Genomic DNA, 13,937 nt, shown 5'->3' with positions numbered 1-13,937 from the left:
TTGAATGGTAAAAATGTTTAGGAGGCAATGTTTCAGTATTCTAGTTATCTTTTTTTAGGGCTTTTAATTGTTCTTGCAAGGCAAACATTTTATCGCGGAGATGTGCAGCTTCAATAAATTCTAAATCACGAGCTGCTTTTTCCATTTGCTTTTTAATTTGTGCAATACTTTTTTCTAATTGAGGAATTGTTTGGTAAGAAGCGGCATCTTCTGCAGCTAATAATCCCTCTTTTGAAGCAACCGTATTAACCGTTTTTTCCTGCTCTGTTTCTTTTATGTCTAAAACAGAGGTCTGTTGCATAATTTGCTCAATGGATTTTTTTATGGTAGTGGGTGTAATATTGTGTTGTATGTTATAGGCAATTTGTTTTTCTCTTCTACGATTGGTTTCATCAATGGTTTTTTGCATGCTTTCCGTAATGGTGTCTGCATAAAAAATAACTAAGCCATTGGCATTTCTGGCTGCTCTTCCTGCAGTTTGTGTTAGTGATTTTTCATTGCGTAAAAAACCCTCTTTATCTGCATCTAAAATAGCTACCAATGAAACTTCCGGTAAGTCAAGCCCTTCCCGTAATAAATTAACACCTACCAAAACATCTATTTCTCCCAATCTTAGTTGTCTTAAAATTTCAACCCGCTCCAATGTATCCACATCACTGTGTATGTATTTCGATTTTATGTTAATTCTATGCAAGTATTTATCCATTTCTTCGGCCATACGTTTGGTTAGTGTGGTAACCAAAACCCTATCGCCTTGTTTAACGCGTTTATCTATCTCATCCAGTAAATCATCAATTTGATTTACAGAAGGCCTTACTTCAATTGGTGGATCTAATAACCCGGTAGGTCTAACTACTTGTTCAATTACAACGCCTCCCGTTTTTTCTAATTCATAATCGCCGGGTGTTGCACTTACAAAAATGGTTTGGCCAATTAAATTTTCAAATTCATGAAAATTCAATGGACGATTATCTAATGCGCTTGGTAATCTAAAACCATATTCTACCAATACTAATTTTCTGCTTCTGTCTCCACCGTACATGCCGGCAATTTGCGGAATGGTTTGGTGGCTTTCATCAATAACACATAAAAAGTCTTTTGGAAAATAATCTAATAAACAGAAGGGACGTGTGCCGGGTTGTCTGCGGTCAAAAAAGCGTGAGTAATTTTCAATGCCATTACAATAACCCAATTCACGAATCATTTCCAAATCGTACTCAACACGCTCTTTAATGCGTTGGGCTTCAATAAATTTACCGATTTTGGTAAAGTATTCAACCTGCTGCCGCATTTCATCTTGAATTTCATAAATTACCTGTTGTAAAATATCTTTTGGTGCCAGGTATAAGTTGGCTGGGAAGATGGCGGCATTTTCCAAGCTGCCAATTTTTTTGCCGGTAACTAAATCAAGGCTTTCAATAGTTTCAATTTCATCTCCAAAAAAGCGAATGCGATAGCCATAATCTGCATAAGGTAAATTAATATCAACGGTATCGCCTTTTACACGAAAAGTGCCTCGGCTAAATTCTACCTGCGAACGATTGTATAGTGCATTAACTAAGGCATGCAAAAATCCTTGACGTGAAATTACCTGTCCCTGTTGAATTCGAATAATGCCGTTTTCATAATCTGTTGGGTTGCCCATGCCATATATACAGCTAACACTGGCCACCACAATAATATCTCTTCGCCCCGTAAGTAGTTGGGATGTAGCCTGCAGTCTTAATTTATCCAGTTCTTCATTAATGCTCAAGTCTTTTTCAATATAGGTATCACTAACAGGCATGTAAGCTTCAGGCTGGTAATAATCATAATAACTTACAAAGTAACCTACTGCATTATTGGGAAAGAATTGTTTAAACTCCCCATACAATTGCGCAACTAAAGTTTTATTATGCGTTAATACCAACGTTGGCCTTTGCACTTGTTGAATAACGTTGGCAATGGTAAAAGTTTTCCCGCTGCCGGTTACCCCTAATAATGTTTGAAATTGTTCGCCGGCTCGTAATCCATTTACCAATTGTTTAATGGCTTCCGGTTGATCTCCGCCGGGTGAATAAGGTGCATTAATTTGAAAAGGCATACTGCAAATTACTGCATTCAAAAAATATGCCGCTGTATTGTGCCAAAATTTGCTTGAATTATTAATGAATTGCTGCGAATGCTTTGTTAAAAGAAGATTTTAATTGATAGATTTTATCGATTTCATTATTGTATTTATAAATAAAACTTATGTTTTTATTGTTGTACTTTTGAAAATCTGAATTAATAAAATAACAAAATATGGACCCTATTACAAATCACGAAAAAGAGACCCACAAAATGAATGGTACCGGCAAATGCCCATTTAATCATGGAATGATTAATCATGTTGCCGGTGGTGGTCCCAGCAATCAAGATTGGTGGCCCAATCAACTGAAGTTGAATATTCTGCGCCAGCAATCAGAACTTTCTAACCCAATGGGTAAAAAGTTTAATTACGCAAAAGCATTTCAATCGCTCGATTTCGCTGCCGTAAAAAAAGACCTTTTTGAGTTGATGACGAATTCGCAAGATTGGTGGCCGGCTGATTATGGTCACTACGGACCGCTGTTTATTCGTATGGCATGGCATAGTGCAGGAACTTATCGTATTCATGATGGAAGAGGTGGTGCCGGTTCCGGTTCTCAACGTTTTGCACCATTAAACAGTTGGCCTGATAATGCCAATTTAGATAAAGCCAGAAGACTTTTATGGCCTATTAAACAAAAATATGGTGAGAAGCTTTCCTGGGCTGATTTAATTGTATTGGCCGGCAACTGCGCATTAGAATCCATGGGCTTTAAAACATTTGGATTTGGTGGTGGCCGCGAAGATATATATGAACCTGAACAAGACATTTACTGGGGCGCAGAAACTGAATGGTTGGGCGATAAACGCTATACCGGCAACAGAGAACTGGAAAATCCATTAGCCGCCGTACAAATGGGTTTAATCTATGTGAATCCGGAAGGCCCTAACGGCAATCCCGATCCGTTAGCAGCCGCAAAAGATATTCGCGAAACCTTTGGCAGAATGGCCATGAACGATTACGAAACCGTAGCTTTAATTGCAGGCGGCCATACTTTCGGTAAAGTACATGGTGCTGCCGACCCTTCTAAATATGTAAGTCGTGAGCCCGCTGCTGCAGAAATTGAAGAGCAAGGGTTAGGTTGGAAAAATTCATTTGGTACAGGTGTCGGAACAGATGCTATTACCAGTGGTTTAGAAGGTGCATGGACCAAAACACCTACTAAATGGGACAATAATTTCTTTGAAACCTTATTTGAATATGAATGGGAATTAACAAAGAGTCCTGCAGGTGCACACCAATGGAAGCCTAAAAACAATGCCGGTGCGGGTTCTGTACCCGATGCGCAAGACCCCAACAAACGCCATGCTCCATTTATGCTAACTACCGACTTGGCATTGCGCGTTGATCCGGTTTATGAAAAAATTTCTCGTCATTTTTATGAAAATCCTGATGAGTTTGCCGATGCTTTTGCAAAAGCTTGGTACAAACTTATTCACCGCGATATGGGGCCTATTACCCGCTATTTAGGTCCTGAAGTTCCCAAAGAGGTTTTGTTATGGCAAGATCCTATTCCTGCAATTGACTATGCATTAATCGATGCCAATGATATTGCTTCATTAAAGCAAACCATTCTCAATTCCGGTTTAAGTATTGCTGATTTGGTTACAACTGCATGGGCTTCCGCATCAACCTTTAGAGGTTCTGATAAACGTGGTGGTGCCAACGGTGCAAGGTTACGTCTTTCACCCCAAAAATATTGGGAAGTGAATAATCCACCACATTTAGCTAAAGTGTTAGATGCTTTAGAAAAAATTCAACAAACATTTAATGCTGCACAAAAAGGAAATAAAAAAGTTTCATTAGCCGATGTAATTGTATTGGCAGGTTGTGCAGCCGTTGAAAAAGCAGCACATGATGCAGGCTTTAAAGTAACTGTTCCATTTACACCCGGCAGAAATGATGCTACTCAAGAACAAACCGATGTTGAATCATTTGCCGTATTGGAACCAATTGCTGATGGATTTAGAAACTATGTAAAAGTTACCAGTACCAACAAAGTGTTACCTGAGCATTTGTTAGTAGATAAAGCACAACTATTAACGCTTACGGCACCTGAAATGACAGTGTTAGTAGCCGGCATGCGCATGTTGGGTGCTAATTACGATGGTTCTAAACATGGTGTGTTTACCGATAAGCCCGGTACACTTACCAACGATTTCTTTGTACACTTGTTAGATATGAATAACAAATGGGTACCTATATCTGATAAAAAAGATGTATTTGAAATTAAGGAACGTAAGAGTGGTAAAGTGAAATTTACTGCTACAAGAGTGGATTTGATTTTTGGATCTAATTCTGAACTCAGAGCCATTGCCGAAGTTTACGGCGCAAATGATGCAAAAGAAAAGTTTGTACACGACTTTATTGCAGCATGGAATAAAGTAATGGAATTAGACAGATTTGATTTACATGCATAACTTTTTCATATTGGTTCAGATTTGTAATATGAAGGCAACTGTTCTCAGTTGCTTTCTTTTTTTATGTAACTATAGGTGTTTTAAAGTTTTATGCTGCTCATGCCACCGTCAATATGAAAAATTTGACCGGTAATCCAACTGCTTTCAGGGCTTAGTAAAAATGAAGCCAAATTAGCCACATCATTAGCACTGCCAATTTTTTTTAATGGATGTCGTTGAGCATTCAACTCAATTTTTTCGGGTGTGTTTAAAAAGTTTTGTGCTAAAGCAGTGTTGGTAATAGAAGGCGCTATGCAGTTGACACGGATGGCAGGTGCCCATTCAGCGGCTAAAGCTTTGGTTAAGCCTTCAATGGCACCTTTGCTGGCGCTTACCAAACTGTGAAAGTTAAAGCCTGTTTGTACCGCAATGGTACTGAATAAAACAACGGAGGCCTGTTGACTTTGTTTTAACTTAGGCAAACATAGTTGCAATAATTTAACGGCACCCACTACTTGTAACTGATAATCTTGTATAAAATCGTTTGCAGTTAATCGTTGAAAAGGTTTTAGCATTATGCTTCCAACACAATAAGCTAATCCATCAAGTTTTTCAGGTAAAAAGCTTAAATCAATATTATCGTCTAAAACATTTAAGGGATGGTATTCAATATTATTTGTATTTGTTTTAGGGTGTTGAAAATAAGTGCCAAAAACGGTATGATTCTTTTCAGCTAACTGTGTGGCCAGTGCGCCACCAATGCCATTAGTGCCAATGATTAAATATTGCATCTTTCAATATTTTTTTCATAATAACACTACAGTTGCCAATTTGTTGAATATCTCCTTTTTCTGAAACTATATCTCCTATTTTAATAGTCGTGAAAAAATTATTGACCGTTGATATAAATTTTTAAACAATATATTGATAACATACAATGGTTAGTTGTTGTTTGAAGTTTTAAAAAATAGGGTTGTTTTTATTAAGTTGAAAAACAGTGAATAAGATTGGTACCTTTTCCCGCCAAGTTCCTTTTTTCCATTTTTTTACCTGTTTTATTCTTTCAATATATTATGTTAAGAATAATATTTCTGATTATTGCTGAAGGTTTAGACTTATTATTGCTGAATAAGTTATTGGCATTAGATTTTACCAAGCGTATACGTGCAAGAAAATATGTAGATGAAAATGGCGTAAAGCACTATGAAATATACGGTCCGCTTTTCTTTGCATCCACCACAGCGTTTGCAGAGAAATTTGATATACTTAATGATCCTAAGGAAGTAATAATAGATTTTAGCGAAAGTAGAGTGGTAGATATGTCAGCCATTGAAGCATTGAATAAGTTAACGGAACGCTACCAGAAACAGAACAAAAAAGTTCATTTAGAACATTTAAGTCCCGACTGCCGTAGATTACTAAAAAATGCCGAAACATTAATTGATGTAAATGTAATAGAAGATCCTACCTATAATGTTATGTTGAATGGGTGATGAAATTGGTTTTAAATAATTAGAGTAGCTGTGTTAATTTGATAGTGATGGGTTGGCGAAAAGCATACCTATTTTAATAATTTAAATTGCTTTTAGTTAAGTGTTGTGAGTTTGCTTTTAATAAGGATACTAAATTGTGAAATGATGGTGCCCATAATTTTAATTGTTAGAATTTAATTATTACACAAAAGTGCTTCCTAAAAAATAAACGTTAGCTATGCGGCAAAAATGAATTTGGAAAGCTTAAATGTAGCATTAACCTAAGAGTTTACCTTCTGGTGGTTTCTTTTTCTTATTTTGTTTTGTACTCGATCTGAATGAATTAATTAATGCCTGCCATGTATTGGCTATTTCATCTCTTTTACAGGGGTGTTTTTAATACTATTGATTTTGTTCGACTTTGAAATGTACAGTGGGCTGTTAGATACACTTCGCTTTGAATAACTTTTAGCTTACTAGTGAAGGGGATTTTGTTTTAGGATTGTGTATAGCGTTTTGTGGCATGGCGTAGTGGCGGAGATTTCGGGGTACTTCACTATCAACCAAGCACAAATGTTGATAGAGGTACTGCGCTTGATTTAACCACATCAGCCCCCATTGCGGCAAACGGCTGTTAGCAGTTCCTACATCTGGCGTATGTGTCAAGTTACATCTTCTAGTTAAGGTCTGCAATAAACTGTCAAATCGTTCGTCTTTCGTGGGTTGTGCGGTTGGAAAAAATTAAAACAACAAAGGCCAGGGTAAAAAATATTTGAATTTCTTATTGGGGAAAAAAAACACACTCTTTTGTAAGCTTTGGTCTGTACCATGGCTTGTAGCTTGTAAATTTGTGTATTGGCTTATTAGTTGGTTCTCCTTTCAAAATATAATTCCGGTAAAACAATTTTAACTTCCTTTTCTTCTCCTTCTTTAAGCCAGTAAAGAATGAAGTTAACTTTCGCACTTTTTAATTCATAATTTCTCTCTCTCATACTTTGAATTTGCTTTACAAATTGCTGCGAGAATTTCAAAACAGATTGTCCCTTTGAATTCAAACATTCATCTCCGTTCAAAGTCAAAGTATCTCCACTTGTAAGTTGAGATACCAAATATTGTTTGTTGATGAAGTAATCAAGCCAAACATCTTTGAAAGTCAGATGCATTGTCATTTCATTTGGTGGTAAATAAATTTCTCTATCATCAACTCGTTCTAAATTTTCTGCTGTTAGGTCGTCAAGGAAATCTGAATTCAAGTGAACAGTCAGGTTCTGCTTTGCCCTTGTCATTGCAACATATAACTGGCGTCTTGCTTCGTCTGTTGTAGGATTGATGTTTTCAAGCATCAGGAAAACATTGTCAAACTCTTTTCCCTTTGCTTTGTGAATAGTTGAAACAAAAATTGTTTCTCCGTTTTCATTGAAAAAATCTTCCAACTTGGATTCACGAATGAAAACTTCCAAATCTGATTTGTATTTCTTCTTGGGATTGGTCGCTTCAAAATCTTTAATGATGTTGTTGCATACTTCCAACTTTGTGCTATTGCGAAATCTGATTATTAATTCCCGCTTTGCATTTGCCCAAACATCATCACTGATTATGAAAACATCATCAGCCAAATTCAACCGGCTTAAAAAGAATCTCACTTCTGAAAGATTATACAAACTGAAACCGTCATTCGTTTGAATCAACTTCGCTTGTATGTTATGTTTCAAAAGTAATCCTGTGATTTGCAATGCTTCCTCATTTGTCTTCGTAAGCACACATGTTGTTCCTGTAAGCCCAGTTGTGAGTATGTCATGCACAAGCGGAGTAATGAGATTGCCGCTTTGATAACGAACCAATTTTATTCTTCCATTGTCAGTTTGCCTTGCAATAATTGGGGTGTCTTTTAAGCGGTGGCGAATTCTTTTTACAAATTGATTCGTGAATTTAACAAGGTTGCCTTTGCTCCTATAATTTTCAACCAATTCATGCTTGACTGCTTTGTTCAACTCAATAAATTGTTCAAGATATTTTGCACTTGCTCCTCTGAACTCATATATGTTTTGGTCATCATCACCAACTGCAATTACTCTCATTTCTTCGTTTTGCTCCATTAAAGCATTTATCAGATTGTATTCATCTTCATCCATGTCCTGTGCTTCGTCAATCACCAAAACAGTCTTGGTAATTCGACTCGCTTCAACTTCCTTGTTTTTGATTTTCTCAATTGTTTTTTTCAAAATCACATCAGACTTTTCCAAACTTCCAACCTTGCCTAACAAGTCAAAGCAGTAGGAATGAAAAGTTTTTATCTCTATGTAGTTTGCTGCGTTGCCAATTAACTTCAACAAACGCTTTTTGAATTCTGTTGCTGCTGCTCTTGAAAAAGTTACCATGAGCAACTGTTCATGTTTTACATCTTCCATCAAAAGCAATGAAGCAAGTTTGTGAACCAACACTCTTGTTTTACCACTTCCAGGTCCAGCCGCTACTACAATTTTTGGTTCACTGTCATTGATAATTTTCAACTGCGTTGGTGAAAGTTCTCCAAAAAGTTGCTTGAATTTTCCAGGGGTCATTTTGAGTTTCAGGTTGTCAATTTTGCTTCCCGGAAAATATTTCTTTAGGAACGAAGCATAATTGAGTTGAAAGTAATCTTCAACAAATTGTAGAGCATCCTGGTAATCGTCAATCATCTTCTTTGCATACTCTCCGACAATATGAATTTGCTGAACCTTGTTTTCATAAAACTGATTCAACTTACGATAATCTTCCTTTGTGTATTTTTTATAGTTGTCTTGTTCAACTCTTTCAATGGTCAGTTTATTATAAACTACAAGGAACCCTCCTTCAATTTTTATGGCATCAATTCTTGACAAGTAGAAAAGAGAATCTTCAACATCATCAAGTGTGATTTTCATTTCAAACATTTTTGGCTTCCTTTCAAACTCATCTTTCAACTCGTGAACTGAAAACTCAACCAATACATCTTCCTTGTCTTTGTCATCTTCGGAAACATTCAGATTACTTTTCTCATAGAGATATTCAACAATGAACTTTGCTAACTCATGCCGCCGCCCTAACTTTTCTTTCAGAGTATCTTTCGGATGAAGGCAAAGAACTGCAATATGATTTTTTGAGTATTCAAGATTCTGTCGCTTAATCCAATTCTTTATTGCCCAAAAGTTGACAATGGTTTTTAGTTTGTTAGTGGTTATATCTTCACAACCATTTGCCTCTGCTTTTTCATTCAGTTCTTTAATGTGAAATGTTTTTTCCGTTTCTTCAAAAATAGAAAGTAAAAAGTTTTCAATCTTACCGAACGCTTCAACAATATTGAGTGAACGATTTTTGTTTTCACCTTTCCTGATAAATGCAGTTAAGTCCTTTGCATCTGCTAAAATCTTTTCCTCACGAAGAAGATTCACAATGTTTATCACTTCTTCCTTTACAATCCCCAAATGGTCGCTGATGTAATCAATTCTTGATTCAGCTGATTCATCATTTGATTGCTTTCTACTTTTACTAGAAAAAAGTTTCTTGATAATTCGGATCCCTTTTTCTTTCTGCTTCTCCTCAAATTTTTCCGAAGCATTGATTTTGTCAATTGCTTCCTGTGCATTCTTTGAAAGAATACTATTGGCAAAAACTCTCGGCATATTTTGTCCCCGCTTCAAATACCCAGCATCTTCCAATGCTGCAATTGCTGTAGTTACCCTTGTTTCAATCTCAACAACATTATCATCCCAACCTGCTTTTCGTGCAATTTCTAACGCAGAGTTTGAAACAGTTGAACGGAATCTTGTAATTTCCTTTATTGCTTTCCAAATCTGTTGAATCTCTTTGATTGAAAGTTTGGTTTGATTTAATAGGATGAAATGTTTTCCAAGGTCTTCCTCGTTGAACAATACGAAGCAATTAGCAACAATATTTTCATCTCGTCCTGCTCTGCCTGCTTCCTGAATGTAGTTTTCAAGTGAATCTGAAATTTCATAGTGAATCACCATGCCCACATCTTTTTTGTCAACCCCCATTCCGAATGCAGAAGTCGCTACCATAATTTGAACTTCACCAGATATGAAAGCATTCTGGTTTGCAGTTTTTTCCTTCACATCCATTTTGCCGTGATAAGGTTTTGCATTGAAACCATCTTCAGTTAATCTTTCTGCAAGTGAATATGCTTTTCGTGTTCTTGAAACATAAATGATAGTCGGACAATTTTTCTCCTCAATCAAATCTCTTGCTGTCTGATACTTTTCCTCTTCATCTCCTTTCTCAAAAACTTTGTATTGAAGATTTGTTCGTGATGCTTTTGAAGTGAATAGTTCAAGTTCAAGCGAAAGTTTTTCTTTGAAATAGTCACGAATATCTTCAATTACTTTTTGCTTTGCAGTTGCAGTAAAACATGAAACTGGAATTCCATCTTCAAGATTTTTCTTTTCTTGTATTTGCTTGATGAAATCTCCGATGTATAAATAATCAACCCTGAAATCTTGTCCCCACGAAGAAAAGCAGTGAGCTTCGTCAATCACAAACCGAGCAATCTTTCTACCTAAAATCAATTTCTCAATTGTCCTTGAACGGAGTGATTCAGGTGAGATGTAGAGAATGCTAGCAGAGCCGTCTTCAACTCGTTCAAAAGATTTTGCTCTTTCAATCGGGTCAAGCAAACCATTTATGGTAACAGCTTCAACAATGTTTGCTTTTTCAAGATTATCAACTTGGTCTTTCATCAACGATTGCAAAGGGGAGATTACAACCGTCAAACCCTTTGAATTTTCTCCACTCATCAAAGCAGGCAATTGAAAGGTGATTGACTTGCCACCACCAGTTGGGAAAACTGCAAGAATTGATTTGTTGTCAACTGCAGCTTTAACTGCTTTCTCTTGCAGTGGCTCACCTGCATAAGTTCTGAATGAATCAAAACCAAAAAAACGTTTCAAACTTTTGTGTACGTCTAAAGCATTGTTGCAATATACACAACCACTTACGCATGGTCTGTTTCGCAAGCGAAACATTATTCGTTCAACTTCTGGATAATTTTTCAGCACCCAAGGCGGTGTGATGGAATGTGTTTTCTTGAATTGAATGAACGAGTCTATAAGGGACAAACAGTAAGCAAGTTCAATCGGGTGTTCTGAAATTATTCTCCTCAAATCAACACGTTCGCAGATTTCATTTTGAAATTTTTGGCGAATTAGTTGTTCAATGTCTTTGCTAGCACATGTATATGCGATGAAACGGAAAAAAGATTGAAACTCCTTTTTGTCTTTCAATAGTAAATAGAAAAGCTGTTTAAGAGTTTCGTCTGCTTGGCTGAAAGCAGCAACTTCGTCATTGAATAAATCTCTTGCTTTGACAGAATCATTCAAAGGATTGTTCATTTCCTCTGATTGAAGTTTATCGTCCTTCAATAAAGCATGATACGGCTTTGTGGGGAAAAGTAGGGGAGATAAAAACAAAGTGTCAATGATGTTTGCTGAATTTATTCCTGCATCAGTGAGTGCTTTTCCGATATACTTTATGTCGTGATTGAAAATGTTGTGTCCGCAAATGAATTGTGTTCCGTTCAGAAATAGAATGAACTCGGCTACGGAATTTTTATGAAAAGAACTTCCATCACCCTTGACACTTCCAATGTCAAGTATCTTTTGGCTCTTTGGCTCAACCTCCGTATCAATAAATGCAATTGAGTTCATTTCCTATTTGCTAAATATATTCATAAAAGTGAGAAAATAGGGCTCTTTTGTTACCGCTCAACTGATCAAGCGTTGTGAGAAGCAGCTCTTTTTGGGTTGCCCTTGTGAGGGTATGCAGTGTTGCGGCAACAGCAAATCTACCGCTTGTGCGTTTGTCGTAGAAATTTGATTTTATTTTGTACGGTGGGGTTGTTTTAATTTTTTTCCTCCATAGGCATGAGTGGCGAACTATCTGCTAGAACTGCCCAGAAGTTATGTTTCCTGTATGTTGTCTACCTATCAAAATTTGTTATCTTAAAATTTATTGTCAGCCCTTCTATTGTTTTAATGGTTGCGATATCTCAATAGCATGACCACTAACGTTTAGTCGCTTTGTGTTCGGGCGGGAATAGAAGCACTAAGCTGTCAACCTGCACCAAAGCCAAATAGGAGCACAAACCTTTAAGTTTGCATGTCACCCCCCTGACGCAAAACGGCTGTTACCGGTTTGTGCTTAGCCATCCACGAGCGTTTGAAGTACATGTTTGTTGTCATGTTGCTGTTTACTTACGTCCATAGTCCGCTGGAATTTGTCCCCAAGCAGCAGTGTCCCATTTTAAAATTTTAGTATCATAGTGATTGTTTTGAAGCCAAGTCTCAGCACGTTGTATGAGTTCAAAAACTTTCTTATTTGTATCTGTTTTTTCATATTTGGTTTTACATTTTTTCTGTTTAACCCAAGAGATTGCGTTCAAACTATCGCTGTAAATAATTTTAAGTTCTTCACCCTTTTTCTTATAAAGTGCAAGTGCATGAACAATTGCTAAAAACTCGCCAATATTGTTTGTTGCTTCTTCCAGTTTAAGATCAAATATTATCTTTTTTGTATTGGTGTCAACACCACGATACTCGGTTGGTCCAGGATTTGAAATTGTTGAAGCGTCAACGCAAATACTGTCAAGAATTGGCTCGTCATCAGTAATTTCAAAATCTGAATTTTGACTTGCATCGTCCCCTGTGGCTACAAAAAGGTCGGTTACTGTGTTGTCCATTGTCTTTAAGTCGCTTGGTAGATTTCTCTTCTCAGACATTGTTTTACCTAATAGTTCTGCTTGTTGGAAGTCCTTAGAAAACTTGACATCTCTTGAATGCTGAAACGAAATTGAATGTGAATTTGCTGTAAGAACTTTGTCCAATTCAAGCCAAAGATCAACATGCTTTTTCTTTTTGAAACCTTTCTTTTTCCATTTCTCCAACCAGCCTTTTGTTAAGGTGTCAATTACGTAACCGTTGGTCAAGTAAACGGTTATGTTGCTTGGCTCAGTTACTCTTTTAAGTCCTTCAGTTATTCCAACAATGTCCATTCGTGCATTTGTCGTGTTGGAAAAACCACCTGAACATTCTTCTGTCCTTTTTCCGTTGGTACATATCACAACTCCGTAACCACCGTTACCAACAACTTCATAACTGTCAAGTCGCTCGGAAAAGTGGCATGAACCATAAACAAATATTTTTACTTCATCTGTCATTCGTTGTTGCTGTTTCAATCACCATCTGTTGAGTAACGCTCTGTCTTCATAGCCTGACCGCTAGCGTTTGGCGGCTTGGCGTAGTGGCGGATTTTTAGCACAAAAGTTTAATCGAAGAACTGCACTTGAACCTACCACAAAACTTTCATACGAAGCACTGCACCCGCCATTATGCCAAACCGCTGTTAGCAGTAGGCCTTCTGTCGTCCGTCCTTGCAAACCATTGTCTGTATTGAGTTCTCGTGTCATTGTCGTGTCGGCTGTGCGTTGCGTTTTTTATTTTTTTTGAAGGGCAGGAGATTTTTTAAAACCAATTTTTTACTCACATTATTTTTCATTTCTATGGCGTTCGTGAATGCTTTGCATTTCTTGGGTCGGCTTTGCAAGCTCTTTTAAAAGTTTTGGTTCTGCTTTGGCTTGTGCGGCTTTTAAATGTGCTTGCAAATTGGGCTGGCTTCTAGCAATCTGCTTTAATTTCAATTCTATTTTTTCATAGTCACCAAGGTAAGCTGTCATTAAACTCTTCCAAAGTTTACCATGATTTGGAACATTAAAATGTAGTAGTTCATGAACAATCACATATTCTCCCAATTCTTTGTCTAAGTCGAGTAGTTCCTTATTGAAGTTTAAGTTTCCGTCTGTCGAACATGAAGCCCATTTGTTTGACATTGGTCGTAATGCCAATGACTTTACTTTAACTTTCATTTTGTCGGCATAGGTGTAAACTGCCCGTTTAAATTCCGCTTTGTCTGTCCACTTTGCCATAA

At 37.0% G+C, this 13,937-nt stretch carries 8 protein-coding genes; 2 read left to right on the top strand and 6 right to left on the bottom strand.

The genetic code is table 11. From position 1 onward, the window contains the following. Window positions 1–40: 40 nt before the first annotated feature. On the bottom strand, window positions 41–2,083 hold the full coding sequence (gene uvrB / locus LX80_RS07175) for an excinuclease ABC subunit UvrB (protein WP_111294736.1): 2,043 nt from the start codon (window positions 2,081–2,083) through the stop codon (window positions 41–43). 200 nt (window positions 2,084–2,283) lie between these two features. Between uvrB and katG the strand changes: the two genes are divergently transcribed. Next, window positions 2,284–4,530, top strand: coding sequence for a catalase/peroxidase HPI (gene katG / locus LX80_RS07170; RefSeq protein ID WP_262509758.1), 2,247 nt, complete (start codon window positions 2,284–2,286; stop codon window positions 4,528–4,530). Between the two features lie 80 nt (window positions 4,531–4,610). Here katG and LX80_RS07165 read toward each other — a convergent pair whose 3' ends face one another. Next, window positions 4,611–5,300, bottom strand: a complete 690-nt coding sequence (locus LX80_RS07165) for an SDR family NAD(P)-dependent oxidoreductase (RefSeq protein ID WP_111294734.1) — start codon at window positions 5,298–5,300, stop codon at window positions 4,611–4,613. A gap of 282 nt (window positions 5,301–5,582) precedes the next feature. Between LX80_RS07165 and LX80_RS07160 the strand changes: the two genes are divergently transcribed. Beyond that, window positions 5,583–6,002 (top strand): STAS domain-containing protein, encoded by a 420-nt coding sequence (locus tag LX80_RS07160; protein WP_211307725.1) that lies wholly within the window; start codon window positions 5,583–5,585, stop codon window positions 6,000–6,002. Window positions 6,003–6,844: 842 nt separating this feature from the next. On the opposite strand, the gene LX80_RS07150 is transcribed toward LX80_RS07160, so the two are convergent. The 4 genes from LX80_RS07150 to LX80_RS07140 form a co-directional block, all read right to left on the bottom strand. Further along, entirely contained in the window at window positions 6,845–11,662 is a 4,818-nt protein-coding gene (locus LX80_RS07150) for a RecQ family ATP-dependent DNA helicase (protein ID WP_111294730.1), read from the bottom strand. A gap of 542 nt (window positions 11,663–12,204) precedes the next feature. Continuing rightward, on the bottom strand, window positions 12,205–13,170 hold the full coding sequence (locus LX80_RS07145; protein ID WP_111294728.1) for an RNase H family protein: 966 nt from the start codon (window positions 13,168–13,170) through the stop codon (window positions 12,205–12,207). Window positions 13,171–13,230: 60 nt separating this feature from the next. Continuing rightward, on the bottom strand, window positions 13,231–13,419 hold the full coding sequence (locus tag LX80_RS14375; protein ID WP_146250416.1) for a hypothetical protein: 189 nt from the start codon (window positions 13,417–13,419) through the stop codon (window positions 13,231–13,233). Between the two features lie 78 nt (window positions 13,420–13,497). After that, window positions 13,498–13,935: a M48 metallopeptidase family protein gene (locus LX80_RS07140; RefSeq protein ID WP_111294726.1), complete on the bottom strand. Its 438-nt coding sequence runs from the start codon at window positions 13,933–13,935 to the stop codon at window positions 13,498–13,500. Between the last annotated feature and the right edge of the window lie 2 nt (window positions 13,936–13,937).

Origin of the sequence: Hydrotalea sandarakina (genome assembly GCF_003254115.1) — a bacterium.
GTDB lineage: Bacteria > Bacteroidota > Bacteroidia > Chitinophagales > Chitinophagaceae > Hydrotalea > Hydrotalea sandarakina.
This window is presented reverse-complemented; position numbering and strand designations above follow the sequence as displayed.

Coding starts and splice junctions, on each gene's coding strand:
- uvrB (WP_111294736.1), bottom strand. CDS start 2,083: ATGCCTTTTCAAATTAATGCACCTTATTCACCCGGCGGAGATCAACCG.
- katG (WP_262509758.1), top strand. CDS start 2,284: ATGGACCCTATTACAAATCACGAAAAAGAGACCCACAAAATGAATGGT.
- LX80_RS07165 (WP_111294734.1), bottom strand. CDS start 5,300: ATGCAATATTTAATCATTGGCACTAATGGCATTGGTGGCGCACTGGCC.
- LX80_RS07160 (WP_211307725.1), top strand. CDS start 5,583: ATGTTAAGAATAATATTTCTGATTATTGCTGAAGGTTTAGACTTATTA.
- LX80_RS07150 (WP_111294730.1), bottom strand. CDS start 11,662: ATGAACTCAATTGCATTTATTGATACGGAGGTTGAGCCAAAGAGCCAA.
- LX80_RS07145 (WP_111294728.1), bottom strand. CDS start 13,170: ATGACAGATGAAGTAAAAATATTTGTTTATGGTTCATGCCACTTTTCC.
- LX80_RS14375 (WP_146250416.1), bottom strand. CDS start 13,419: ATGACACGAGAACTCAATACAGACAATGGTTTGCAAGGACGGACGACA.
- LX80_RS07140 (WP_111294726.1), bottom strand. CDS start 13,935: ATGGCAAAGTGGACAGACAAAGCGGAATTTAAACGGGCAGTTTACACC.